At 55.2% G+C, this 26,066-nt stretch carries 22 protein-coding genes and 1 pseudogene; 12 read left to right on the forward strand and 11 right to left on the reverse strand.

The window, feature by feature from the left end:
* Positions 1 to 368 precede the first annotated feature (368 nt).
* The 3 genes from SOP97_RS02525 to SOP97_RS02535 all read right to left on the reverse strand — a co-directional run bounded on the left by SOP97_RS02525 (position 369) and on the right by SOP97_RS02535 (position 1,880).
* Positions 369 to 767, reverse strand: a complete 399-nt coding sequence (locus SOP97_RS02525) for a DUF6957 family protein (RefSeq protein WP_260678994.1) — start codon at positions 765 to 767, stop codon at positions 369 to 371.
* Between the two features lie 228 nt (positions 768 to 995).
* Positions 996 to 1,403, reverse strand: coding sequence for a hypothetical protein (locus tag SOP97_RS02530; protein ID WP_143508062.1), 408 nt, complete (start codon positions 1,401 to 1,403; stop codon positions 996 to 998).
* Positions 1,404 to 1,418: 15 nt separating this feature from the next.
* Positions 1,419 to 1,880, reverse strand: a complete 462-nt coding sequence (locus SOP97_RS02535) for a hypothetical protein (protein WP_143508063.1) — start codon at positions 1,878 to 1,880, stop codon at positions 1,419 to 1,421.
* 97 nt (positions 1,881 to 1,977) lie between these two features.
* On the opposite strand from SOP97_RS02535, the gene SOP97_RS02540 reads away from it, so the two are divergent.
* A complete protein-coding gene (locus SOP97_RS02540; protein ID WP_143508064.1) occupies positions 1,978 to 2,241 on the forward strand; it encodes a helix-turn-helix domain-containing protein in 264 nt (87 codons plus the stop codon).
* 289 nt (positions 2,242 to 2,530) lie between these two features.
* Here SOP97_RS02540 and SOP97_RS02545 read toward each other — a convergent pair.
* The 5 genes and pseudogenes from SOP97_RS02545 to rfbB all read right to left on the reverse strand — a co-directional run.
* Positions 2,531 to 3,583: pseudogene (locus SOP97_RS02545) on the reverse strand (cache domain-containing protein); the annotation flags it as partial.
* An 87-nt stretch (positions 3,584 to 3,670) separates the two neighbouring features.
* Entirely contained in the window at positions 3,671 to 4,531 is an 861-nt protein-coding gene (gene rfbD / locus SOP97_RS02550; RefSeq protein ID WP_322948124.1) for a dTDP-4-dehydrorhamnose reductase, read from the reverse strand.
* Positions 4,528 to 5,073 (reverse strand): dTDP-4-dehydrorhamnose 3,5-epimerase, encoded by a 546-nt coding sequence (rfbC, locus tag SOP97_RS02555; protein WP_322948125.1) that lies wholly within the window; start codon positions 5,071 to 5,073, stop codon positions 4,528 to 4,530. Before rfbC ends, rfbD begins: the two co-directional genes overlap by 4 nt.
* 2 nt (positions 5,074 to 5,075) lie before the next feature.
* Positions 5,076 to 5,942: a glucose-1-phosphate thymidylyltransferase RfbA gene (gene rfbA, locus SOP97_RS02560; RefSeq protein WP_322948126.1), complete on the reverse strand. Its 867-nt coding sequence runs from the start codon at positions 5,940 to 5,942 to the stop codon at positions 5,076 to 5,078.
* Entirely contained in the window at positions 5,939 to 7,003 is a 1,065-nt protein-coding gene (rfbB, locus tag SOP97_RS02565; RefSeq protein ID WP_322948127.1) for a dTDP-glucose 4,6-dehydratase, read from the reverse strand. Before rfbB ends, rfbA begins: the two co-directional genes overlap by 4 nt.
* Before the next feature lie 276 nt (positions 7,004 to 7,279).
* Between rfbB and SOP97_RS02570 the strand changes: the two genes are divergently transcribed.
* The gene (locus tag SOP97_RS02570) at positions 7,280 to 7,426 is read left to right on the forward strand and encodes a hypothetical protein (RefSeq protein ID WP_322948128.1); all 147 of its coding nucleotides are present in this window, start codon (positions 7,280 to 7,282) and stop codon (positions 7,424 to 7,426) included.
* Between the two features lie 572 nt (positions 7,427 to 7,998).
* On the opposite strand, the gene SOP97_RS02575 is transcribed toward SOP97_RS02570, so the two are convergent.
* Positions 7,999 to 8,739, reverse strand: coding sequence for a VPLPA-CTERM sorting domain-containing protein (locus SOP97_RS02575; protein WP_322948129.1), 741 nt, complete (start codon positions 8,737 to 8,739; stop codon positions 7,999 to 8,001).
* A gap of 166 nt (positions 8,740 to 8,905) precedes the next feature.
* Here SOP97_RS02575 and xrtD point away from each other — a divergent pair, with 166 nt between their 5' ends.
* From xrtD to SOP97_RS02630, 10 genes are all read left to right on the forward strand, one after another.
* Positions 8,906 to 10,462 carry a VPLPA-CTERM-specific exosortase XrtD gene (gene xrtD, locus SOP97_RS02580; RefSeq protein WP_322948130.1) on the forward strand — a complete coding sequence of 519 codons (1,557 nt, stop codon included), beginning with the start codon at positions 8,906 to 8,908 and terminating at the stop codon, positions 10,460 to 10,462.
* Positions 10,463 to 10,482: 20 nt separating this feature from the next.
* On the forward strand, positions 10,483 to 12,888 hold the full coding sequence (locus SOP97_RS02585; protein WP_322948131.1) for a tetratricopeptide repeat protein: 2,406 nt from the start codon (positions 10,483 to 10,485) through the stop codon (positions 12,886 to 12,888).
* Positions 12,889 to 12,907: 19 nt separating this feature from the next.
* Entirely contained in the window at positions 12,908 to 13,729 is an 822-nt protein-coding gene (locus SOP97_RS02590) for an ExeA family protein (protein WP_322948132.1), read from the forward strand.
* Positions 13,730 to 14,100: 371 nt separating this feature from the next.
* Positions 14,101 to 15,522, forward strand: coding sequence for an undecaprenyl-phosphate glucose phosphotransferase (locus tag SOP97_RS02595; protein ID WP_322948133.1), 1,422 nt, complete (start codon positions 14,101 to 14,103; stop codon positions 15,520 to 15,522).
* Positions 15,523 to 16,741: 1,219 nt separating this feature from the next.
* Positions 16,742 to 17,260, forward strand: a complete 519-nt coding sequence (locus SOP97_RS02605; protein WP_322948134.1) for a hypothetical protein — start codon at positions 16,742 to 16,744, stop codon at positions 17,258 to 17,260.
* 42 nt (positions 17,261 to 17,302) lie between these two features.
* Complete coding sequence (locus tag SOP97_RS02610; RefSeq protein WP_322948135.1) at positions 17,303 to 17,881, forward strand: hypothetical protein; 579 nt, start codon at positions 17,303 to 17,305, stop codon at positions 17,879 to 17,881.
* A gap of 84 nt (positions 17,882 to 17,965) precedes the next feature.
* Positions 17,966 to 18,523, forward strand: a complete 558-nt coding sequence (locus tag SOP97_RS02615) for a polysaccharide biosynthesis/export family protein (protein WP_322948136.1) — start codon at positions 17,966 to 17,968, stop codon at positions 18,521 to 18,523.
* A gap of 20 nt (positions 18,524 to 18,543) precedes the next feature.
* On the forward strand, positions 18,544 to 19,659 hold the full coding sequence (locus SOP97_RS02620) for a hypothetical protein (RefSeq protein WP_322948137.1): 1,116 nt from the start codon (positions 18,544 to 18,546) through the stop codon (positions 19,657 to 19,659).
* 20 nt (positions 19,660 to 19,679) lie between these two features.
* Positions 19,680 to 21,245 carry a GumC family protein gene (locus tag SOP97_RS02625; protein WP_322948138.1) on the forward strand — a complete coding sequence of 522 codons (1,566 nt, stop codon included), beginning with the start codon at positions 19,680 to 19,682 and terminating at the stop codon, positions 21,243 to 21,245.
* A gap of 68 nt (positions 21,246 to 21,313) precedes the next feature.
* The gene (locus SOP97_RS02630; protein WP_322948158.1) at positions 21,314 to 22,069 is read left to right on the forward strand and encodes a CpsD/CapB family tyrosine-protein kinase; all 756 of its coding nucleotides are present in this window, start codon (positions 21,314 to 21,316) and stop codon (positions 22,067 to 22,069) included.
* Positions 22,070 to 22,158: 89 nt separating this feature from the next.
* Here the strand turns inward: SOP97_RS02630 and galE are convergent, their stop codons facing one another.
* Complete coding sequence (gene galE, locus SOP97_RS02635) at positions 22,159 to 23,148, reverse strand: UDP-glucose 4-epimerase GalE (protein WP_322948139.1); 990 nt, start codon at positions 23,146 to 23,148, stop codon at positions 22,159 to 22,161.
* Between the two features lie 308 nt (positions 23,149 to 23,456).
* The gene (locus SOP97_RS02640) at positions 23,457 to 26,051 is read right to left on the reverse strand and encodes a glycosyl hydrolase family 5 (protein ID WP_322948140.1); all 2,595 of its coding nucleotides are present in this window, start codon (positions 26,049 to 26,051) and stop codon (positions 23,457 to 23,459) included.
* Between the last annotated feature and the right edge of the window lie 15 nt (positions 26,052 to 26,066).

Here is a 26,066-nt window from a genome sequence, read left to right on the forward strand (position 1 = left end):
CAGGCCAAGATCAAATCMCGGGAGCGAAAGCGTAAGGGCGGCCAAGAACCGGAGGACGATGAGCCGTTCTGATTTCATGGCGACGACGGCCTGCTACATGGCTGCGTGTGGCAGGTCTTAAACAACTGAACTGGGCTAGCGAAGGAGTGGGGGCAACAGCAGCTGCGCTGGTAGACTTATCCACAGTTGCTGGTAACAAAATCAGCAATCCGCCCTGGGTCAAATTTCAATCGGCAGGGTGGGTCAATTTTCCATCAGCGCCAACACTTCTGCATATTCTCGGGAGAAATTGGGCGCATTACTGCTCCTCACAGATCAATGATCAACTCCGGGTTGACGCCCGTGTGTTCTCCGGGATACTCCATGGCTTATATCAGGCATGCGATGGTGTCGGCGCTGGCAGGCTTGCGAGTACCGGGGCCCAGTAGCAGGTACACAGAATTGAGCGTTCTGAAATGAAATCCCTCGCTGAACTGATGCAGTAGCGAAGTTCTCACGAAGTCGCCGACATCCCATCGTCGCTCGCTGTCGAAGACAACCTGGTGCGCATAGATCAAAGCCGGCTGGCGTTGTGTCTTCTCCAGGGCATGCCGTTGAGCGTCCGTGGTCTCTATATCGAGCCACAGCCAGTCACGCACCAGGCAAAAATTTCCATAGGGGAAGTTCTTTCGGGCATAGCTGAGTGCCTCTTCGTCGGACATGGAACTGCCGGGCATGGACACCCCTACAGCGTTCAGTTGCTCTGTGATTTCTTTTAGTGAATTCATGGTTGATGTGATCCACATCCCCTGAGGATGGCTTGTGACATTCCGGGCAATAGCTGAGGTAGCTAGCTGCCCACTACCGCCATAGCGTCTGCTGTATGTTGCAGGCCTGACGTGCTAGGAAAGTGCTTGCAGGCGCAGCTGAGAGCCTTTTTATCCGGCATCGAGCTGCCGGAAATAGGCCGGCTGATACCCGGAAAAAGCTCAGCCAATGGACTGAGGTCGGTCATATCATTTAGCCCAACCGGGGTACGTGTAAGGGAAGTTGGGATCCAGTCGCGCGAGTTGTAGTGCGCTCGTCAGGGCTTCTGCATCGGCGAAGCCTGCGCGCCCCGAACCTTTTCCGATTGTCGTGACCAGGTGCTCCATGATCAGCTCCAGTCTCTCGGTGGCAGTCCTGAAACTAAACCGCTCCAGGTTGGCAATGACGTTGCACAGTAGATCAATTGCCTGCGGCAATTGATTAACCGAGACGGTGCCGAAGCTGCCCCCAAAAGCTGTCGTGAATTCCCGTTCCATCCTTGCGACCCGCGTAATTTGCCCGTTTGGGGCCCCGTGCATGCTCTGCCAGAGGGTTATTGCGTTCAGGATTTCTTGGGGCGTGGGAGTTAAAAACTCTTTTGGACGTTTGGTGGTCATGATCGCAGCCCTGATTTAGAGGGCCGGTTGGCGGTTTTTTTGAAGCGAGGAGAGCATCCTCTTCAGGGTGTAGGCCATCTGATCTTGTCTCTTGAGCAGCTGTAGTGATCTTCGTAGATCAGAATTTTTCTCCAGCATCTGTTCGGTGTCTTGATCTGCCCTACTCCATGCAGCGCGATACTTGTTCAAGCACTCAATGGCTGCGGGCCTGCTATCCGGACAGAGTTGATCAAGGATGTGATCAATAAAATCTGGAGCTAGACGGAGCGGCAAGTAGTAGAGCGAGCTCCCAGCTTCCGGTGTCTCTTCAATAAGGAGTTCGCCTCCAAATTCTGTGATGGCAAGCTCTGCCAGAGATGGCTGTGCGCCGAACGACTGAAGCAGTGATTTCAGTTCCACACGGAGTTGCAGCGATTCCATGTTCATTTTGAGCTGAAGCTTGCCGCCTGCAGATGTGGTTTGTGTTGTGGTGATCATGGGCGTCTCCGATAATTTAAATCTGAATATCCATAAATCAGATATATGAAGATTAGATATACCTTTGTACGCTGTCAAGTCGGGAGGAGAGTGGCTTTTGGAAAAGTCAGTATACCGAGACGAAAATTTGGTTTTGCTCAGGCTGCTGAAGCAATGTCGCGTGGATGCTGGGATGACTCAGGCGCGCTTCGCCGAAGCGCTTGGCAGGCCCCAGTCTTTCACAAGTGATATCGAGCGTGGTTTGCGCCGGCTCGACCTTGTTCAGTTGCGGGACATCTGTCACGTGCTGAGCCTTGATCTGCTTGAGTTCGTAAAGCGATTTGAGGATGAACTTTCGGTTTCAAAAGGGGCGGGTCAGTAACACCTGCCTCTTTTGAACATGGACGAGCGGTTTGCTCCGTGGCCGCTCCGAACATTACCCAGTTACTGGATGCCAGTGAGGGTTCGTCTTTGAGTAGGGCGGATACGCCCTTGTAAGTGGTCACCGTGCTTTAGGCGGTGCCTCGCGGCATGCTCTCCCATGCCGCTGAGTACAAACCTGCAGCATCGCTGCACAACAGTCGAATCGCTTGCATGCATCCACCTAGTGGCTCGTCTGAAAGCTCATTCAAAATGGATGTACCACTGAGCGCGCAGAGTAAGCCTAAAACAGCGTGCTCGCGCTCCAGCACCTCCTGCTTGAGGCGGCTGTTGAGCAGCTCCAGGTCCTGGGTGCGCGCCTGCACCCGCTCCTCCAGCTCATGGCGCGCGCGGGTGTCGAGGGCGATGCGTTCCAGGTAATGACGGCGGCGCATCATCATCAGGCCAAGCAGCAGCAACAGGACCAGCAGGGCGCCACCGCCAATGGCCACGGCCGTGCGCACAGGGCGGTCGACCAGGGCGCGCGGGGCGAGAATGCTGACGGTCCAGCCGGTTTCCTCAAGCGTGCGGTTCTGCCGGATCCAGGCACCTTCGTCGAGGCGCAACGGCGGCGGCGACTGGGTCGGATAGGGGATATTGGCCGCGATGGCGGCACGTTCGGCGGCGTCCAGCGGGCGGCTGGCATGGAAGCGCCAGTCGCTGCGTGAGGTGAGGATGACCACGCCGTTGGCATCGGTCACCAGCAATTGCTCGGGCGTATTGCCCCACAGCGTTTCGGTGTGGTCGAGGTCGACCTTGACCACCAGCGCGCCGAGGTTGCGCTCGCCATCGCGTACCGCGGCAGCGAAGTAATAGCCGCGCTTGCCGGAGGTTGTGCCCAGGCCGAAGAAGCGGCCGACGCGGCCAGCAATGGCCTCGCGGAAATACGGGCGGAAGGCGAAGTTACGCGCCACGAAGCTGTCGTCTTTATCCCAGTTGGATGTGGCCAGGGTATTACCCGAGGGGGCCATCAGGTAGATGACATCCGCGCCAGTCTGCTCGCGAATGCGCTGCAGCAGGCGGTTGGCGCTGTCCAGTGCACGGCTGTCGTCAGGCGCTTCGAGTACCCGGCGCAGGTCTGGTAGGTCGCCGAGGATCTGCGGCAGGATCTCGTAACGGCGCAGGGTGCCGAGCAGGTTGGCGACGTAGAAATCCAGGGTCTGGCGGTTCTGCTCAGCGAGCACACTGCTGTAGTAACGCTGCGCGAGTTGTTGCAGGGGCCAGAGCAGCGGCGTCAGCAGCAGCGCCAGTATCACCAGGCTGCGCCAGCGTAGGCGTTTGGGAGTACGGGTGGGAGAGGTCATGGAGATTGAGCGCCGGGGGAACCGGCGCATTATGCACGTTCGCTTTTTATCCGGCAGGAAAACCCGCCAGACTGCTGCGTGGTTGCATCAGGCGGATTGCCGCAGGCAGGCCGTCAGGCCCTCGCGCCAGTGCGGCAACTGGATGCGCCAGTCGGCTTGCAGCTGGCTGCAGTCCAGGCGTGAATTGAGCGGGCGCGCGGCGGCAGTTGGGTACTCGGCGCTGCTGATGGGCAGCAGGTGCGCACAGGGCAGGCCGGCTTCGCGCAGGGTGGCGCCAATCGCTTCGGCAAAGCCGAACCACGAGGTCTCGCCCTGGGCCGTCAGATGATGAACCCCCCAACTTCCCGGCTGGCCCGCTTGCCAGCGCTGAATCAGGTCGGCAGTGGCCTTGGCGATGCTGCCGGCCCAGGTCGGCGCGCCAATCTGGTCGCTGACCACGCTGACCTGCTCGCGGGTTTGCAACAAGTGCTGCAGCGTCAGTAGGAAGTTGCGCCCGTGGTCGGCGTAGACCCAGCTGGTGCGCAGAATCAGGTGCGCGCCGCCGACGCGCGCAATCGCCTGCTCGCCAGCGAGCTTGCTGCGGCCATAGACGTTGAGCGGGTTAGGCGTATCGGTCTCGCGGTAAGGGCGGGCGAGGCTGCCGTCGAACACGTAGTCGGTGGAGTAGTGGATCAGCGGCGCTGCCAGTTCTGCTGCCAGCTCAGCGAGCACGCCAGGTGCGTCGGCGTTGATCGCAAAGGCGCGCTCCGGTTCGCTTTCGGCCTGGTCGACGGCGGTGTAGGCAGCGGCGTTGATGATCAGCCGTGGGCGCAGCGTCAGCACCTGTTGGCGTATCTGCGCAGGGTCACTCAGGTCGAGCTGAGCGCTGCCGCGTACCACCAGATCGGGCAGGCAGCGCTGCAGTTCGTGGCTGACCTGGCCGTGTTCGCCCAGCAGCAGGATGCTCATGGGAACAGCTCGGCCGCGGCCAGCGTTGTGCCCGCCTGGTCCTTGCCGGAAAGCAGAGGGGCTGTCGTCAGCGGCCAGTCGATGGCCAGCTGTGGATCGTCCCAGCGGATGCAGCGTTCGTGCTGCGGCGCATAGTAGTCGGTAGTTTTGTAGAGAAATTCGGCGGACTCGCTGAGCACTAGAAAACCATGGGCGAAGCCTTCGGGAATCCACATTTGGCGCTTGTTCTCCGCCGACAGCAGGGCTCCTACCCAATGCCCGAAGGTCGGTGAGCTGCGGCGAATATCCACAGCGACATCGAAGACTTCCCCAGCGCTGACCCGCACCAGTTTGCCCTGTGGCTGCTGAACTTGGTAATGCAAGCCTCGCAATACGCCGCGCGCGGACCGTGAGTGATTGTCCTGAACGAAGGTGTGGGTGATCCCCGTGGCCTCGGCAAACGTGCGGGCGTTAAAACTCTCGTAAAAGAAGCCGCGATCATCGCCGAAAACGCTGGGCTCGATGATCTTTACGTCCGATAACTCTGTAGCTATTACGCGCATGCTTATTCCTCGGCCAGGCCAAACAGGTATTGGCCGTAGGCCGTCTTGCCAAACAGGCGGGCCTGGCTGAGCAGGCGCGCGCTGTCGATCCAACCCTGCTGGTAGGCGATCTCTTCCAAGCAGGCGACCTTCAAGCCCTGGCGATGCTCAATGGTCTGCACGTACTGGGACGCGTCTAGCAGACTGTCGTGAGTGCCGGTATCGAGCCAGGCGAAGCCACGACCCAGGCGCTCCACACGGAGGCCGCCGCGAGCCAGGTAGGCGTTATTGATATCGGTGATTTCCAGCTCGCCGCGGCTGGAGGGCCGCACGGCTTTAGCAATATCGACGACGCTGTTGTCGTAGAAATACAGGCCAGTCACGGCGTAGCTGGACTTGGGCTGCGCTGGCTTTTCTTCAATGGACACGGCATTGCCCAGAGCGTCGAACTCGACCACGCCAAAGCGCTCCGGATCCTTGACCCAGTAGCCGAAAACCGTCGCACCGCTAGGCTGCGCGGCTGCGCGCATGAGCTGCTCGGTGAAGTGCTGGCCGTGAAAGATGTTGTCGCCAAGAATCAGGCAGACCGAGTCAGTGCCAATGAACGTTTCACCGATCAGGAATGCCTGGGCCAGGCCATCCGGTGAAGGTTGTTCGGCATAGCTCAGTCGGATGCCGAATTGGCTGCCGTCACCAAGCATCTTCTCGAAATTCGGCAGGTCTTGAGGTGTGGAGATAATCAGAATATCGCGGATACCCGCGAGCATCAGCACCGAGATCGGGTAGTAGATCATCGGTTTGTCGTAGATCGGCAGCAGCTGTTTGGACACGCCCAGGGTAATGGGATGCAGTCGCGTACCCGATCCGCCGGCGAGGATGATGCCTTTCATGCTGTCACTCCTTGGGTGCCGAGACGTTGACCCTGATAGCTGCCGTCCTGTACTCGGCGGCACCAGTCGAGGTTGTTCAGGTACCACTGCACGGTCTTGCGCAGTCCGGAAGCAAAGGTTTCTTGTGGGACCCAGCCCAGGTCGCGCTGGATCTTGCTTGCGTCGATGGCATAGCGCAGGTCGTGGCCAGGGCGATCCTGTACAAAGGTAATGAGATCCTTGTAAGCGCCGGTATGCCGTGGTGCCAGCTCGTCAAGCAACGCGCAGATGCTTTCCACTACATGCAGATTGGTCTGCTCGTTGTGCCCGCCGATGTTGTAGGTCTCACTTACCTGGCCCTCTGTTACCACTTTGAGCAGGGCGCGGGCATGATCTTCCACGTACAACCAGTCGCGCACCTGCTGGCCGTCGCCATACACAGGTAGAGGTTTGCCATCCAGGGCGTTGAGGATCACCAGTGGGATCAGCTTTTCCGGGAAATGGTAGGGACCGTAATTGTTCGAGCAATTGGTCAACAGTACCGGTAGACCATAGGTACGGTGCCAGGCGCGAACCAGGTGGTCGGATGCCGCCTTGCTGGCCGAGTAGGGCGAGCTGGGCGCATAGGGCGTATTTTCGGTGAACAGATCGTCGACGCCATGCAGGTCGCCATATACCTCGTCAGTGGAAATATGGTGAAAGCGGAAGGCCGCCTTGCGCTCGGCGTCCAGTCCGAGCCAGTAAGCGCGGGTACTTTCCAGCAGGCTGTAGGTGCCGACGATATTGGTCTCGATAAAGGCCGCTGGCCCGTCGATAGAGCGGTCTACATGGGACTCTGCGGCCAAGTGCATGATGGCCTCGGGTTGAAACTCAGCGAGCAGCGCGTCGACCCGCGCTCGGTCGCCGATATCCGCTTGCACGAAGCGGTAATGCGGGTGCTCGGCGACACTTGTCAGCGATTCCAGATTGCCGGCGTAGGTCAGCTTGTCGAGGTTGAGTATCTGGTGCTGGGTGTCGTTGAGCATGTGGCGAATCAGCGCCGAGCCGATGAAACCAGCCCCGCCTGTAATGATAATGCGCATGGTGGTGCTCGTTTAAAGTAGGACAGGCCTGTTGAAGTACCTTCAATCAATCTGCTCAGCAGTTGCTGTGGGTATACATGATGCTGGCTGATCCGCGTAATTTGCTCGCAGGCTGTAGCCGGCCTGCGCTATTAAGAGCGGGTCTGCGGCCCGATCGCTGGATAGTATCAGTGCTAAGAGTGTCGACTCCACTTTGCTTGGATCTATCGTCGCACGCCGCGTTGTCGCGAAAATTTTTTGCCAGGTCGGCGTTCCTCTAAGCGAAGGATGCAGGGAATGAAGTCGCTGTTCACCGCGTTTCCTTGTCAGATCCTCCAGTACCGCATGGCGAGATCTTGCGCGCAACCTAAACGCCGCGCCAGACTGGCTGATCACGTTTTTGCAGCAGTGATGCGTTTCTCAATGGCTCAGTTAGCCGACTAAACTTCGAATCTCGTGCGTTGCCTCGTGCTAAATCTGGCTCCGCGCGGCCGCAAACGAAACGGCAACAGACCTCAGGGCATCGTGCTTTATATCGGCATGGCCCCGCCAGCAATTGTCAGCTCAAGCATGGGTAGGCATATGAAAAGCAGCGAAAGCCATCACGCAAGCGTTATGTAATTCGCGACAGGTATTATTGGGAGCTGGGCGATCCCTTCGAAAGCATGGCCGGTCGGGAAATAGCCGCCAGAGATCATCTTGATACCTGATGTGCCGGGCATCAGTGAGGTCGCTGTTGCGGCTAGTGGCCTTCTAAACGTTTGACGGTGGCGGACTGCTTGCTGGTGTGGAAACTGCGATAAACGCCAGCGGTAGGGCTGAGCTAGCGTTACCGATAACAAGCCGCTAACGACAGGCGTAAGGCGTACCGACCGAGGCGCTGCTTAATAAGCTCACGCGCAACATCACCACCTGTTTGGCCAGGCGGACGGCTTATCGAGCCTAGGAGAAACACCCTAAAAGGCGCACATAGCATCAATTGCCAAGCCCGGCGCTGCAGTTGCCTTACCCTGCTATCAAATAGCTACAGCCGATTGCTCAGCATTAGACAAGGGTTTGGCTGCACGTCGACGGCGCCCCATCAGACCGGCAACGCCAAGTGCCGACAACATCAGAACCGCAGCGCCGGGAAGCGGTACGGACGAGATAGCGATCAGGTTCTGCGAAGTTTTCTTGTCGTTTAGAATACCGTCGTAGAAGTAGCTTATTTTGTAGTTACCGGTATTCGCTCCGTCGAGTTTCAGCCAGTCGCGAGCCAAGGCTTGCGCGTTGCCAAAGCCGTTTGCCTGGAACGTCCCGTTGTTAAGGCTGTAGCCGCCGCCGGTGTCGGTAACAATTTCCCAGATAGCCAGCTGGAAGGCTGCTGAGGTTCGTGTGTCGGACACTTGGGAGTAGCGTTGATTGACCAGCTTCTGCAGAGCATCACTGTTCCTGAGCTGGGTGGAACTGCCGACTGTGTAGTCGAACTTGTTACTGAGCGAAGTAAATACGTCCACACACCAAGCAATCAGTGATTTGCCGGTGCTTGTGTCAAGCATGTTGAGCCCGCCTGCAGATGCCGAACGGGTCTCAAGCCCCCAGGTGCCGGGGTTCCACCAAGTCGTAGGGGTAAAGTCAGCTTTGATATTTCCGTTGAGGAAGCCATAGGCTGAGCCTTGGTGTTGTAGTGTCATCGTGGTAGCCATGACGTTATGGCTGACGGTTGCTAATCCGCAGAGCAGGATAGCGACAAGCGTCCTCGAAACTCGTATTTTCATGGCAGCGCACCAAAAAAGAGGGGTGGTGGGGTGATGTTATAGTGATATTATCCTCCGCCGCTAGGTATAGTAAAGCCCCCCGTAAATCTAGGTTGGAAGTCCTACTCTCGGCCTAGAGGTTGCGCTGCGGTGCGTACGAAAATTAATCAATCAGGAAGGTTTTCCTATGGGCGAGTCTATGGCCGGCAAGATCGGGCGGATGTTTACTTTCTTTGTAGTCGCCGTTCTTCTGTCCTTTGCCGCCTACTTTGGCGGCTTGGTCGAGCTGGTCAGCCGCTGGAGCAAGCAAGAGGAATACAGTCACGGCTTTTTTATCCCCCTTATAAGTCTGTGGTTGCTCTGGCAGCGCCGTGATGCGTTGCGCGCGAGTGTCGGCTCGCCATCTTGGGCTGGGTTAGTGCTTTTGCTGATCGCGGTTGGCATGCTGTTGATGGGGGAGCTGACCGCGATCTTCATCATCGCGCAATACGGCTTTCTGTGTTGCCTGCTGGCCTTGGTACTCTGTTTTGGAGGTCGATCGCTGCTTAGGGTGACAGTGCTGCCTTTACTCTTGCTTGTATTCGCTATTCCCTTGCCTTATTTCGTTGACTCGCAGCTCTCCTGGCGTCTGCAATTAATTTCTTCGGAAATTGGTGTGTGGGTGCTCAGGGCCTTCAATATCTCTGTTTTTCTCGAAGGCAACATTATTGATCTTGGCGTCTACCGGCTGCAGGTCGTAGAGGCTTGCAGTGGCTTGCGCTACCTCTATCCATTGCTGAGCATCGGCTTCCTGATGGGGTATATGTTCCGTGGGCCGTTATGGCAGAAAGGCTTGCTGTTTCTCTCTACCATCCCGGTGACCGTATTGACGAACAGCCTGCGAATTGCTGCGGTCGGTGTGCTGGTGGAGCGCTGGGGCATTGGCATGGCTGATGGCTTTCTGCATTATTTTGAAGGCTGGATCATCTTTATGGCCTGTCTGATGATCTTGCTGGCTGAGGTTTGGTTGTTCGAACGACTCGGTGCCCGGCGGCGCGTGGTCGATGCGCTGAACTTCCCGGTTATTCGTGGCGGTGGTGCGCTGGCTGCACCGAAAATCTCTCGTCACCCGTTAGTCTTTGCATTGCCAGTCCTTGTGCTGGCCAGTCTCGCGGTAAGTGTTATTGGCAATCGTGAAGAGCTGCGTTTGGACCGCCTTCCGCTTACGGCTTTTCCTTTGTTCCTGGATGAATGGCAAGCCAGCGAGAGCAGAATGGAAGTCGAGGTCGAAAATAGCCTGGGCTTGGATGACTATGTTATTGCGGATTACCGCCGCGGCGAGGCGGATGTCGTTAATTTTTATGCGGCCTTTTATGGCTCTCAGCGTAAGGGTGTTTCACCGCACTCACCGCAAGTTTGTATTCCAGGTGGCGGTTGGCTTATCACCGGGTTGAGCCGTTTGCCGGTAGTGCTGGCGCACTCGAGTGATGGTTCTTTTGAGGTGAATCGCGTCATTATTGAGCGCGGCGGGCAGCGGCAGCTTGTTTATTATTGGTTCGAGCAGCGCGGTCGGCGTATTGCCAACGAATACTGGATGAAGTGGTATTTGTTAGTGGATGCATTGGTTCGCAATCGCAGCGATGGTGCCTTGGTGCGCGTTACCACGGTTATACGGCCTTTTGAGGCGCCTGCTGATGCTGATCAACGCATACAAGATTTCATGAAACTCGCTGTGCCGCGCTTGGCGGCTCATGTGCCGCATTGATCCCTAGGGTTGGATATAAAATGAAGATACATCGGCTCAAGGCTGGCAAGAATGTCCGGGGTGCGCTACTGGCAGTTTTCTTTATTGGCCTGACGGCTTGCTCTACACCAGAAGAAAAGGCTAATAAGTACTACGAGAGGGGAGTGTCCCTGATGGAGCAGGGGGACTTGCTCAAGGCGCGCATTGAATTACAGAACGCGCTACAAATAAAGCCAGATCTCACTGCCGCATGGTTTGCGCTAGCCCAGATTGCCGAACAGCAAGGCGACTGGGAGAAGCTTTTTGGTTTGCTCAATAAAGTGGCTGATTATGATCCTCAGCATCTGGAAACCCAGATCAAGTTGGGGCGCATGTTGCTGGCTGCCGGTCGGTTGGATAGAGCGCTGGCGGCTAGTGACTTTACCCTCAGCATAGCACCAGATAACGCTGAGGTGCTGGGTTTGCGTGCCGGTGTTCTTTACAAGCTGGACGACAAGATCGGTGCTGTGGCCCAGGCAAATGCAGCGCTGAAGATAAGCCCGAACAATATTGACGCGTTGGTGGTGCTTGCTACTGAGCGTCTGGCGGCGAACGACGCGGAAAAAGCCATTGAGTATCTGGACCGGGGTTTGAAGGTCAACGACAAAAATATTGCACTGCAGCTCATCAAGGTGCAGGCATTGGAGTCGATGGCGCAAACGGATTCATCCGAGGCTATTTTTCGGAAGTTGATCGCGCTCTACCCGGAGACACGAGCCTTGCGCCACACGTTGGCAGAGTTTTATTTGGTTCATGGGCGCGCAGAGGCGGCCGAGGCCGAGTATCGAGCCATTGCGGCAGAGAATCCCGAGGATGTTGACGCCAGCCTCGATGTCGTCCGCTTTATTGGCACGATCAAAGGCCGGGACGCTGCACTACAGTACTTGCAGGAAATGATTTCTGCTGACACTAGCAATAATGAGCTCAGCTTTGCGCTCGCGGCGATGCAACAGTCCCAGGGTGATCAGCGTGCCGCCGAAACGATATTTCGCACTATCATCGCAAGGTCCGCTGATAGTCCCGATGCGATCAGAGCTAAAGGCTTGCTCGCGGGGGTTCTGCTTTTGAATGGCGATAAGCCAGTCGCACAGACTCTTATCAACGAAGTGCTCGCGGGAGACCAGCGCAATGAACAGGGTTTGCTGCTAAAAGCCAGCCTGGCAGTCGACGGGCGACAGTATGATGAGGCGATTGCCGATTTACGTAGCATTCTACGGGACTCGCCCAATTCCCCTCGTGCGTTATTGATGTTGGCCAAGACCTATGAGCTTGCTGGCTCAGCTGAGCTTGCTCAGGAAAACTATCTAAAGGCCTATGAAAACGGCAAGCCGGTGGTGCAGTTCGGTATGGCATATGCCGAGTTTCTTTTGCAGCGCAGCCAGATGGCGCGTGCCGAGACAGTCGCCTCCGAGATCCTGCAGGAAGAGCCAGGTCATGTGCCGGCGATGAAAGTACTTGCACAGGCTCGGATCAATCAGGGGGATTGGTCGGGTGCGCAAACAGTTGCCGACCAGATGAGCCAATTGCCAGGTCAGGGACAGGTTGCTGACGAGATCCGCGGTACCATTTTTGCCGCCCGTAAAGATTATTCTGAGAGCATTGCCGCTTTTCGGCGCGTTTACGATGCCGCGCCAGCAGAAGTTCAGCCCATGGTGTCCCTGGTGCGTTCTTACGTGCTGGCTGGCAAAGTGAGCGAGGCAAAGGACTTTCTGCGCTCGGTCATTCAGGCCACTCCGAGTAATACGAGTGCGCTTGTGCTCTTAGGCGAGCTGCATGTGGCCGATAAGGATGACAAGGCTGCGGCTGAGATCTTTCAGCAGGTCATCAGCCTTCAGCCGGCCCAGGCGGTGGGTTATATAAATTTGGCTAACGTGGATATGCGTGCAGGCCGAGTCGCTGAAGCGGAGCAGGTTGTTGAGCAGGGCCTGGCAATGTCTCCTGGCAATTTTGACCTTCTAATGGCCCGCGCGAGTATTTTTGAGGTATCCGGACGTTTTGCTGAGGCGATCACTGCCTACGAGGCGCTGCACATGGACTATCCGGGTGCAGATGTTGTGGTCAACAATCTTGCAAGCCTTCTGAGTGAACACCGGGCAGAGCAAGCTGACTGGGTTCGTGCCTACGAGCTCGCGCTTCGCTTCAGGCGCAGTGATGTGCCCTATTTTAAAGATACTCTGGGCTGGGCCAACTATCGATTAGGTAAATTTGAAGAAGGCGTGGTGTTAATCAAGGATGCAGTGCGGCAACTACCCGAGCAGCCAGTATTCCGTTATCACCTTGGCATGAGCTATGCGGCACTGAACAATAAAGAGCAAGCCCGCGAGGAACTCGAAAAAGCGCTTGAGTTGAGTCAGTTGAATAGTTCACAAGACGTTGAGCGAATCCGCGAGGCGCTGGAAAAGCTGTAACAGGCTCAAGGCAATTATTATGTATGAAGCGTTCTACGGCCTTCGAGAAAAGCCATTTTCCATCCAGCCCGATCCCGAATTTCTGTTTATGGGGAAGAGGCACAGCATGGCCTATGCCATGCTCGAGTACAGCGTTGTTAACAGGGCAGGTTTCACTGTTATTAGTGGCGACATAGGCTGCGGCAAGACAACCTTAATACGTAATCTGCTTAATCACCTTGATGGGCGGGCGCTGGTCGGGCTGATAAACAATACCCATCAGGACGTGAATAATCTGCTTGAGTGGGTGATGCTGGCTTTCGATCTGCCTTATGAGGGGGTGTCGACAGTAGCTCTTTATGACGCGTTCCAGCGTTTTTTGGTGCGTCAGTACGGTTCGGGCAAACGCGTATTATTAATTGTCGATGAGGCGCAAAACCTTAGCGTCAGTGCGCTGGAGTCTTTGCGCATGCTGTCGAATATTAATGCAGATAAAGACCAGCTCTTGCAGATAATTCTTGTCGGTCAGCCGCAGTTGAAGGAGGTTTTGCGCCGCCCGGAGCTTCGGCAGCTGGCGCAACGAGTGTCATCGCATTTTTTTATTCCGCCGCTTGAAGCTGGGGAAGTGGCTGGCTACATTCAGCATCGGCTGAAAATATCCGGGCGAATGGAGCCGCTGTTTACGTCGGCGGCAAACTTGCGGGTTGCCCATTTCAGTCGGGGCGTACCGCGAAGCATCAATATGCTCTGCGATACCGCGCTCGTATACGGTTTTTCTGAGGGGCTAGCTCGAATTGACGTCGGCCTTATCGAGGACGTGGTGAAAGATCAGTCTGAGTTTGGGGTTTTTTCGATGGATTGATGTTGGCCTCGGTTTGAATGGCGATGCAATTTACGGTGCGCGATTGGAATACGCGGTTATATATCATTGCCTGGTTAGTTTTCAGGTTCAGGTTTTGATCTCGAACGTGGCGAGTTCAGCCTGTAGCTAGGGCAAGTCTCTGTTTGGTCTGGTCTATTCTAGTCTGCCTGCAGAGCTATGAGCCTAGACTTTGTTTCGCTCAAATATATTTTTAAAAGTTGGTGGGGTTGCATATAAATCGACAGGGGGTTGTTTTGAGTGTCGTCGTGAGAATGTTAGTGGCATACTGATTAGCTAACGCATAACACTATGTGGTCACCTGTTGTTTGGGTGGTGAGGGTTCCAGTGCTCCAATATACGATGGTGTCAGCATGACGTTTCAACCCAGTGGTCGGCGGTCGATCCTTCAGCGGCGCAGCAGTACCAGCAACACCATACAGGCAGGTCTCGACGGCCTGGCTGTGACCGGTATTACCTGGGGGCTGATCAATTATCATATCGGATACTTGACTCCAGCCTACGTCATCATGTTGCTGATGTTGCTGGGGGCGCTAGCTGTCGTCTGTGACCATTATGCAATTTACCGGAGTAATGTCGGATTAACCCTGAAAGCGTTCAAGTTGTTCAAGGCGTGGAGCGCCACGTTTGCCTTTTTGGTTGCCATGGCCTTCCTGACCAAGCAAAGCGAACAGTATTCGCGATTGTTGGTAGGACAATTATATATTATTGGATTCTTTGTTCAGCTTTTGCTGCATGTTGCGATGCGCGAAGTACAGAAGAAATTCTTGAATAACCCTACGCAGTTGGACAACTCCCTTATTATCGGTTCCGGGCGGCTGGCCAGTTTTCTTCATCAGAAAATCAGCAACAATCCATGGCTCGGTGAACGTATGGTTGGCTGTGTGCTGATCAGTGCGGATGAGCAGGACATAGCTCCTGTGGAAAGCTCGCGGCACTTGGCAGTGCTGGGCACTATTGCCGACCTAGATCAATTGATCAGTACATACTCTATTCGCACTGTGTATTTCGTCACCCCCTTGGATGCTTCCGAAGTCATTGAGGAGGTATACCTTAAGTTGCTTGGTAAGCACATCGCGGTTAATTGGGTGCCCGATATATTTTCATTGCGTTTGATTAATCATAGTGTCCGTGAAATCGCCGGTATACCGGTACTTACGCTGTCTGAAACTCCGTTGATGGGGATGCGCCTGTTTCTTAAAAATCTTGAGGACAGACTGCTGGCTTCCCTCGCCTTGATTTTCATTGCCCCTTTATTATTGATTGTGGCGATTGCCATAAAGATAGATAGCCCAGGACCGGTTTTCTTTCGACAAGAGCGTATGGGCTGGAGCGGTGGGATTTTTCGCATCTGGAAATTTCGCAGTATGGTCGTTCATCAGATCGAAAACGGCGTCGTGAAACAGGCAGAAAAGAATGATCCGCGGGTGACTCGCGTTGGCGCTTTTATTCGTCGGACAAGCCTTGATGAGTTACCGCAGTTGTTCAATGTTCTGGTCGGCGAAATGTCGCTGGTCGGCCCTCGCCCGCATGCCATTCAACACGATGCGGAATATTCGGACGGTATTGTTGATTACTTCGCTCGCCACAAGATCAAGCCGGGTATTACCGGGTTGGCCCAAGTTCGTGGTTTTCGCGGTGAAACAAAGGATATAGAACAAATGATGCAGCGGGTTGAGTCTGATATCGAATACATCAATAATTGGTCGCTGTGGCTCGATTTCGTCATTTTACTGCGCACTGTATTTGCGTTCACCGGAAAGCACGCTTACTAGGCTCTGTACGGAAAGTTCCTACAGGTAGAATCGTCGCCATTATCGGCTAGGGGACGCATGGCATCCTCTGGGTCTTGTGCTCGGGCGCAGCGTGGCGTGACCTGTCAGAGAAGTCGGCTCATGGTCGACTGTCTATCAGTGGCTTCGATACTGGCCGGATAATGGCCCTTTCGATCAAGTTCTGGAGTGTTTGCACATTCGCTTGAATCGAGAAGGGTTGATTGATCTAGATATAAGGATTATCAATCCGACAGCGGTACAAGTACCCCGCGGTTCTTATGGTGCCGGGAAAGGTGTATATGTTGGGTGTACCCGAGGCGGCTTAGCTACTAGGATCCACATGCTCTGCGATGTCTCGGGCGTGCCTCTGCTTTTTTTCGTCGTCCGGCTAGCTCGGCGAAATCTCGAGCGTTTAGGCGCACTTGGACCAGGTTCGCATCCTCGACAGGCCTGGTCGCCTCGCGAGCACTGCCGCAGGTTGCTGGTCGGCAAGCGCTACGGCCCCGCCTACCTGCGCCAGTACTGCGATCGTTATCGGATGCGGGCTGTGATTCCGCTGGGAGCCGTGAGGCGTGAGCCCAAACCGGGACTGCGAAGATTGTTTGATCGCCGAAATACCGGTAGTGCAACATCATCGAGCGGATGTTCGGCTGTCTGAAGGCTAGTCGAAGAATCGGCGCTCACTACGACAAGCTAGCAAGAAGTTCTGCCGCACTGGCCGCACTGGCCGCACTGGCCAGCATTCTGCGGTACCGAGGGCAGCGCTTTTCGTGCAAAACCTAGTTTTGCCAGGGGCAGGGCCTTTTTAAGCCCCGATCTGAAGCATCGCCGCGCGACGGCGCCCCACGCCTTTTAGGTTTCGTTCAGGGGGTACGTGATGCTTAGACTGTGCCGATGTTTTGTGAAAGGCACCTCTGCGGCGAGTGCCATGGGCAGCGTTGAAGTCACTGAATCGCTATAGCCGCGCCCCTAGGTGAGGCTCCTACATCTGTGTGATGATGGATGTAGCACTATGGTCTCGTGTCACTGCGATGGTCCGTAAAAACACAAGTGCGATATTTTCTGGTGCGGCGTTTTTTTGGCGTTTTTGGCGATAGATTTATTTTATTTTATCCGTGCGACGTGCTGTTGACGTGCTGGCGTTGTGCCTATAGGATCGCAACACGTAAAAAGTATTTCCTTATGTTCAGTGATACAACCCGTGCACAGGGAGTGTGTGATGCGCCTAGTGCTTCTAACCAAATCGTTGGTGTTGCTGCTGCTGTTGAACGGTGCGTCAGTTTCTTGTGCCCAAGCCGCTGGCTCCGCATCGGAGAGTGAGCAGGCAAGAAACATCTTGCATCGCAGCGACTTGTACGCGGGTGTACCCTTCAGTTTTCAGTCTAAGCCTGCACGTCTTCCTAGCATTAGCGCTATTGGTCTTCTAAGCACTCTGTCTCGTGAGCATGATGTGCAGAGCCTTAAAGGTGAATGGCTTCTGCGTGATGAGTTCAGTGCTGCGGATAAGTCGAGCGGCTTTCTAGGGGTTTGGGCCGGTGCTGGTTCAATCGATAGAATGATTGCGGTGCTTGTCGAAAGCCGTCTTAGGGTTGGTTTAAATTCCCAGGGTATAGGTCTGATCGGCCCGTCCGTCATCTATACCGCTCAACCGAATACTGTGCCGCTACCTGCAGCAGCATGGTTATTTGCTTCCGCGTTGTTTGGTTTTATTGTAGTTGCCAGCCGACGGAAGGTGTAAAAAACAGCGGCGTCTAAACTTTCGCGGTATTGAGAGGTAATTATGAAAATGATTCGAAAACTGGGTTTGGCGGCAGTATTGCTAGCCTCCGCTCAAGTGGCTACTGCTGCTAGCATCCCGAATATGGGCTTTGAAAGCGGCCTTTCTTCTTGGGGCGGTTCGGGTACGGTAGGTAGTAATCCTGCGCTGGCATATGAAGGCAGTTCGTATGGCCAATTAACAGGCAGCCAAAGCCTATTCCAGACAGCAAATCTGGTTGCCGGAGAGACTTATAGCTTCATGTGGCGTTTTATTGCGGGTGATTACCTGCCGTACAATGACACTTCGTTTGTAATCACCGATGCTGGCTACAATCTGCTCGCGAGCGTGGCGACTGTAGGTGATTACGGTGACAGCGGCTGGCAGTATTACAGCTGGGTGCCGCAAGTTAACTATAACGGCCCGTTGGTATTTGGCGTAAGCAACATCCTTGACAATGATTTTAACTCAACGCTTCTGCTCGATGCGACTGTGCCTCTGCCAGGTGCCGCCCTGTTGTTCGGTTCTGCCCTTCTGGGCGCTGGTGTGCTGCGTCGTCGCAAACTGGCTGCTGCCAAGAAGCTCGACATGGTCGCTGCTTGAAAATTGCTCTGGCTTGATGAAGGGGGGGGAGACCTCCCCTTTTTTATTGAGCGATAGTAAAGCTATCTAATCGGAGACATCCCGATGTTGCGTTTGTTGTTGCTTACGTTCGTCATGCTGGCGGTCAGTTGCGGGTTTGCCTCTGCCGACGAAAAAGTCGAGCCTTATCTGCTTAATCCGGGTGATGTCGTTCTGGTCTCCGTTTGGCGTGAAGAAAGCTTGCAGATGGAAGTGCGTGTGCTGCCTGACGGCAGTGTTACTTTCCCCCTCGCGGGCCGCGTCGAGGTCGCCGGGCATGACTCCACTGTTGCGGCTCAGATGATTTCGGATCGACTCGAGGAGTATTTGCCTGATCCGAGTGTCAGTGTTGTCGTCACCGGCATCGAAGGCAACCTCGTTTATGTGTTGGGTAAAGTAACGAAGCCTGGTCCGATTGTGTTGACGGGGCCAACCTCGGTATTGCAGGCCTTGAGTGTTTCGGGCGGCCTCGACAAGTTTGCCGATGAGGGTGAAATAAAAATTATACGTCACAGTGGTCAGGGTCAGGAGATCCTGCCGATTGATTACAAGGACCTGATTTCTGGGCGTAATATGGTCACCAATATCCAGCTCCAGGCCGGTGATACATTGGTTGTGCCCTAGCCTTGCGTGATATATCAAAGATGAGGTTGCGACGAGCTGCACAAGTGATGACGGCTTCCCTAGTGTTGCTGTCTTCAGGCGTGGCCCATGCGGCCAGCTGGCAGGCCACGGTTGCGCTGCCTATGACTACCGAGCACGACAGCAATCCTCGGCTTGATGCTGAGGATGAGAAAGGAGTAACCCGCACAACCATTGCGCCGGATTACACCCTCATAGGTGCTTTTGGCCTGGACGAGCTCCGCTTCGGCATCGGCCTCAATCTCGAGCGATCCTCCGACCAATCCATTGCCCTGGACCGTGAAGATCCCAAGTTGCTACTGGGGTGGCAGCGCGAGACCGAGAGGGGTGGTTTTGGTCTTACGGCGAAGTATGATGAGAGCTCCACGCTCTTCAGCGAGCTTGAAGAGACCGGTGTGGTCGCTGGTGATGGTACGCGCAAGAAATATAAATTGGCCGGAAACTGGCGTGCCGCCATCAGCGAGCGCAGCACACTGGCTAGCGATGCCGACTACACACGTGTCAGGTACGATGTCGATTCGCTTACCAGTTATGACGAGCTATCCACCAAGTTCAGTTGGAGCTATGGGTGGAGCGAGCTTCTCGAGCCCTATGCAGAGGTGTCGCTCAGTCGCTATGAGCCGGTGGGCGAGACTGTAACGGCATCCTCAACCCGATATGGCCCCATGAGCGGTCTGCGGTTCTCTATCTCTGAGCAACTTCAAGGTGTGTTGCGGGCAGGTGTCAATCAGGTCTCAGGTGACGAAGGCGGCCCCAGCTGGCAGGGCGGCTTTGAGTTGAGCTATATCGGTGAGCGTTTTGATACAAGTATCGACGTCGGTCGTAGTACTATTACCAGCGGGGAGGGCGGTTTTACCGAGGTGAGCCAGCTGCGTGCTAGCTGGAGTTACGCAGTTAGCGAGACTCTCCGAGCGGGTCTTGATGCCTCATTGCAAGATAGTAAAAGCACCGCGCCCAATACCATGCGTCAAATCAATCTATGGGCCAGCCAGGAGCTTTCGCCATTCTGGGTTGCTCGCCTTTCCCTAGCGTACAGACAACGTCAGCAAGATGACCGTCCAGATGCCAGCGCAAACGTACTTGGGGTGACCTTGATTTATAATCACCCCGATTTTTGAATTCCAGCTCTGTGATTATTATGAACTCTGAATACGAAATGTCGCTCAACGATTACCTGGCCGTAATCAAGCGTCGAGCCCTTCTGCTGGGTCTGAGTTTTGCAGTCATACTCGGTGTAAGCCTGGTCATTGCCATCACTATTCCACCTGTCTACCAGTCAACGGGCACTATTCTCGTTGAGTCTCAGCAGATTTCTGCAGATCTGGTTGCTGCGAGCAATACGACCTATGCCGACGAGCGTATCGAGATCATTCGCCAGCGAGTGATGACCCGTGAGCACCTGATGCGTATCGTCGACAAATACCGACTCTTTAGCAATGATGGGAAAGTACTGACGGTTTCCGAGAAGATTGATGAAATGCGCGCTGCAATAAGCGTGTCGCTGGTCAATGCGGAGGTCAAGGGGCGCGGCATGGCTACTATTGCCTTCCGCCTTGCCTTTGAGCATAAGCAGCCTGATATTGCGAACAAGGTGGCAAACGAGCTGGTTACCTTGTTTCTTGACGAGAACATCAAGCAGCGGACCGAACGTGCAAGTGAAACCACAGAGTTTCTGACCCGCGAGGCAGACAAGCTCAGGGTAGAGCTAGAAAGATTGGAAAATCAGCTTGCTGCTTTCAAGCAAGACAACGGTAACGCTCTGCCAGAACATCAAGAACTGCGCATGAACATGTTGTCACGCACAGAGGCGGAGTTGAAAGAAGTTGATCGGGACTACAAGACGGCACAGGAAGAACTGCGGTTTCTGGATCTGGAGTTGTCCGCCGCAAACGCTGGCTTAACAGCCAAGACAGGATCGGCCTACCCGACTGCGAGCACGTCCCCTAATTTGGCCAGTCTGAAAGCCGAGTACGCCCAGCTTCTCTCCCTTTATAAAGAAGCGCACCCTGATGTGCGGGCTCTCAAACGCCAAATTGATGCGCTCGAAGCATCCGGTAGCGACGGTGAGAGCGCCTTATCGCAAAGCGATTTGGAGGTTGCCAGAGTTCAGGCCAAAATAGCGGCCGCTAACGCGCGCGTTGTGTCACTTGCCGCACAGAGGCAAGTTTTGCTTGCCAAGATAGAAGGCTACGAGCAACAAATTTTGCAGACGCCACAAATTGAGCGCGGCTTGGTCACTTTGATGCGTGACCATGAGAACGCACGCAAGAAGTACGAGGAGATTCGCACGAAGCAGATGAGTGCGCAGATCTCTGAAAACCTCGAGCAGGAAAACAAGGCCGAGCGTTTTGTGCTTCTCGAACCGCCGCTTATGCCAGAAAAGCCCGTCAAACCCAATCGCAAGAAAATTGCAGCCCTGGGTTTTTTCCTCGCCCTGGCCGGTTCGGGGGGAATAGTAGTGTTTCTGGAAACCCTGAACCAGCGAGTTCGTGGTGCTGACGCACTGACCAGTGTGTTGGGTAGGCGCGTATTGGCTTCCATTCCCTACATCTCTACTCCGGCTGAACTGACACGTCGTAGGAGGTGGCTGGCGATGATGGTTGTTTCTGCGATCCTGATCATTACGGCCTCTCTGGTGCTACTGCATCTCCTATACATGCCGCTGGACCTTCTGGTATTCAAAGCTCTGGCCCGGTTTGAGTAAGGCAAATAGCAATGGAACGAATCAAGCAAGCCATCGAGAAAGCCAAGAAGCAGGCCTCCCCCAACTTTATGGCCAAGACACAGGTCTTGACCCCGACTTCGCAGCCTATTGCAGAGCTGGGGGAGCTCAACTATGTACAGACAAGGGTCGTTTCCTTGCGCGCGGATCTCCTTGAGCGCAACCGGATTGTTGCCTACAACAAAAACTCGAATATGGGCTGGTCTTTCGATCTGCTGCGCACGCAGGTTCTGAAAATCATGGAAGAAAATGGCTGGCGTACCCTCGCGATCACCTCTCCCACCCCGGAGGCCGGCAAAACGGTAGTGGCCATCAACCTGGCAATGAGCATCGCCCATCACACGACCAAGACAGCGTTATTGGTCGATTTCGACCTGCGTCGCCCGAAGGTGGGCGCTTACCTTGGCCTGCCGATGGAGCAATCACTGAACGATTTGCTGGCCGGTGAGGCATCTCTGCAAGATGTTCTGGTCAATCCATCTTTGCCGCGCTTTGTTGTGTTGCCGACGCGCAGGCCGGTTCTGCACTCCACTGAAGTGCTCTCCTCGTCAGGGGTTGGCAACTTGATCACTGATCTGCGCGAGCGCTACGACTCACGCATCGTTATTTTTGACCTACCGCCCTTGCTGAGTACTGATGATGCTATAGCGGTATTGCCGAAAGTCGACTGCGTCCTGCTGGTCGTCGCTAATGGCATGAACAGCAAGAAAGAGATCGAGGACTGCTTGCACCATCTGCCGGCGGCTAATTTGATTGGTACGGTGCTCAACAAAGCCCAAATTGAGTCGCGCACTTACAGCTACTAACAATCGCAACTGGCGAAACGCCCCGTTTCGATTACGCAGCACCGAACGAAGGGCGGATAACAGCACAGGGCTGCACGCAGCCCCTGTTGTTAGCTCAGCTTGTCTGTCCATGGGTAGCGCTGTTCCCAGGCCCAGGCATGCATCACGATCTGTTCAATCGATGCAAATCGTGGCTGCCAGCCAAGCAAGGTGCTGGCTCTGCTGGCGTCAGCGACAAGACGCGGCGGGTCCCCCGCACGGCGAGGGGCATCGTTCACGGCGATAGCTCGACCGGTTACGCGGCATGCGGTATCTATCACTTCCTGTACTGAAAATCCCTGGCCATTACCTAGGTTGAACGCATTGCTTTCCCCCCCAGCCAGCAGATAGTCCACGGCAAGGGCGTGTGCCTGGACAAGATCGGCAACGTGGATGTAATCACGGATGCAGGTTCCGTCAGGGGTGTCGTAATCACGGCCGAACACGGTGATTGCGGGTCGACGACCAGCGGCTGCCTGCAGGATCAGTGGAATTAGGTGGGTCTCCGGCTCATGGCGTTCACCCAGCAGGCCTTCAGGATCAGCACCCGCGGCATTGAAGTAGCGTAAGCAGACCGACTTCAGCCCGTACGCCCGGTCGAAGTCTTCCAGCATCTGCTCCACCATCCACTTGCTTCGGCCGTAGGGATTGATCGCCGCCTTGGGATGTTCCTCGTCGATAGGCACATAGACTGGATCACCATAGACTGCCGCAGTCGACGAGAAAATGAAGTGCTTAATCTGCGCACGCACCATGGCCTGGAGCAGGGTGAGGGTCGCGCAAAAGTTGTTCGCGTAGTATTTGGCCGGCTCGCTAACGGATTCGCCGACCTGGATAAATGAGGCGAAGTGAAACACCGCATCGAAACGGTGCGCCGCAAACAAGGCATCAAGCGCCGCAGCATCGGCTATATCCAGCTCCTCCAGTAGGCCGCCGAGCAGTGCCGCGCGGTGACCCGTAGAGAAGTTGTCCGCCACTACTACCTGGTGATTCGCATCAAGCAGATGCTTGACCATGTGAGAGCCGATATAACCCGCACCGCCTACAACCAGAAACTTCATCTACCTCTCCTGAAAATCCTGCAAATCGGTGCTGTTCAGCGCGGCTCGAGATTCGCCCAGTGTAGAAAATTTAGGCTATGTCTCAAATCGTGTCGCAGCCTGTGCAAGCCACCACGCTGCACCTCGGTGAGCCAGATTCCGGGGCGAAGCGATTGCCGCCAGCCAGTGGCTTCGGTGTTGCCCATTGCATTCGCCGCGAGGGCGCGGCTCCTACGAAAAGCAGCGGCCAGTGTTCCCGCAGCGGCTACACATAGGCCAAGAGCAGCCCTTCTTCCTCAAGGGAAATCAGTACCATCCCGGCCTGGCTGCTACCTCAAAAACAGCCAGTTTGACACCTGCTTGCCGTCGAGTTGGATTGTGTAGCGCCCGCCACTGTAGGTCACTGGTAGCTCCTTCATTTGCGCGAGGATGCCATTGCTGAACAATTTCAAGCCCTCGGGGGCCTGGATAGTCAGGGTCCCCTTGATCGGCTCTACATAAAACGGAGTCTTGTTGCCGTCCCTAGGGACGGCACGGGTGCCCAAGGATATCAGCAAGTTTCTGGACCGTCCGACAGGCGCGCGCTCCAGGCTCTGTACCGCCACACTGGCGTTAGGCGTATTGACCTGAATATTGATCGCGCCAAGGGTGATCGACTCTCCGCCTATCCAGCCTGTCGCAGCCAGGGTACGCGGCGTATTGATGGTATAGATTCCTTTCTGCCAGTTGCGCTTCAGCTCGCCCGTATCTGAGGTTGACGCACTTGCGTTGGCATTGAGCAGCGACTGGTTGGGGTCATTTATCACCTGAGCCTGGGAGGGTAAGGTGCTTTGCTCAAGCCACGGGAGTTCCGTGGTGTAGGGCATGGCAATTTGCAGCTTACCTTTCTCGGCGGCGGTTCGCAGTGCAACTGAGTTCTTGGGTGTGATCTGCTGATTGAATAAGGTGGATGCCGTCGGTGCAAATACGTAGGTTGTCAGCGCCTCGCGAATATCGCCACGGCGGTACATGAGTGCCGCAGCAGGAAGGGTTGCTAGCAGGGCCGGATCGTTGTAAGCGTGCCAGTTTGAGGCCGATATCCGTTGCCCAGCCAACCTTTCCTGACTGTACGCATATTGCATCATGGCATCCCAGCCTTGATGGCTGGCCATACCCGCCATGTAGAGCGGCAGCGTATGGCGATCCGGCGTCGGGAAGGGTTCGGCGTTCCACTCAGTCACTGTCAGTGGTTTGCCTGCCACTTGGCCTGCGGCAATCCAATGCAGCATACCGTCACTAGACAGTGGGTTCTTTTCCAGTTGACCTGCACCGCCATAGCTGTGCACATCGATTACGTCGCCTGCCGTAAGGGCTGGAAGAGAGCTCAGTCCATTGCCGCCCCACGTGCTGGTGGTCGCAATTGGGACTTTTACGCCCAGTTCACGCAGGTGTTGAATCATGTCCACGTTGAAGCGTTGTTCCAGATCGTTGAGGAATAGCTTCGATGGCCCATGTTCCCAGGCACGCCAGGTTTTATTTTTGGGTAGATTGTGCTGGCGGGCAAAGTTCTCTGCGTCGCTCATATAAATCGCGCTGTGTTCAGGCACCTTCTTGTCTGGCAAAAGAGCATTGCCAAAATGGTGGGTAATGTCGTTCTCGTTGGTGATCAATACAGCGGCGATCGCTGGATCATCCTTGTAGGCAAGGCCGGTATGTGGGTTCACATGGGTTAGATAAGCCTCGGCAAAACGCTTCATTGCTTGCTGAATGGTGATGTTGACGTAGGCGTAGCCCTTTAGGCTTGCCTCATCCTTACCTTTACGTATCTCATCGAAGCCGTAGATGTTGTCGCCGGCCTTGAGTGTTCGTCCTACATGCAGGTCAAGCCAGACATAAATACCCTCATCTTTCAGGCACTTTATCCACCAATCAAGTTTTGCCTGTGCCTCGGCGCTCACTTGTTGGGTATTGCTTATGAACTTTTTGTCGCCAAAAATATTTGGGTTTACCCAGGCAGAATCATGGTGGTGCAAGCGCACAAGATTGAAGCCCAACGCCGAAAGGCGGCGGGCTTGCTGTTTAATTGCATCATCCGGGGTGCCGAATAACGTGTAAGCCGACAGATTTGTGCCCCAGAAGCGCGCGGGAGTATTGTCGGCAAATAGCAGCTGTTCGCCCGATGCCTTGACGAAACCACGTTTGCCTGCAGGTTTTTCTTGTTCGTTGAGGAAGGAAAGATCCACCGGGGAGGTTTTCCAGTCGACTTTATCGCTGGGCCAGGTTTTAGGGTCGACTAAACCAAAACGCTCGGCTGTGGTAGGGCCAAGGGCTATGTCGCCGTCAATGGTCAAAGTGACCTTGAAGTTCTTGACGCCCGGTGTGATGGCGCCTTCGATGAAAAATGCACGCAGCTGGGTTTTGTTGCCCTTCTCAAAATACGTTTTGGCCAGGGCGGGCTCAACATGCATTGTGATTTGTCTATCAGGCGTTTTCCCCCAGGACCAACCGCGGTTGTCGGGTAGCAATACCGGATCGCCCATTTCGCTGCCAAGGGTGGCCAGGTCAAATTTGAAAATGATGCCGCCACCGATCACGTCTTGCTTTGCACTTTTAGCGTCTAGGCTGACCTCCCAGGTTAAGGTCTGTTGATTGTCCTTCTGAATATTGGCGGATAGTTTGAAATCCAACGCTTTGTTTTCGCCGGCCAAGGTATAGCGATAAGGTGCCGCTACCTTGAACTCGGTGGGCATATAGGCCCAGGCCCAGTTGCTTCCCCAGAAACTCAGGGAGGCCGAAATGGCGGGGTTTCCGCCTTGCATCAGCAGCGGTAAGCCGCTGCGCTCATCCACGCTGGCGACCCAGTCTGATGCCCAGCCAGCGGATGGGGAAAGGCCCAGGGGCAAAAGGAACAAGAGGGTCTTGATGCGGCGCAGAAGAGCATTCATGGGCGTCACCTGGTT

The sequence above is a fragment of the Pseudomonas spirodelae genome, from assembly GCF_034653255.1.
Lineage (GTDB): Bacteria > Pseudomonadota > Gammaproteobacteria > Pseudomonadales > Pseudomonadaceae > Aquipseudomonas > Aquipseudomonas spirodelae.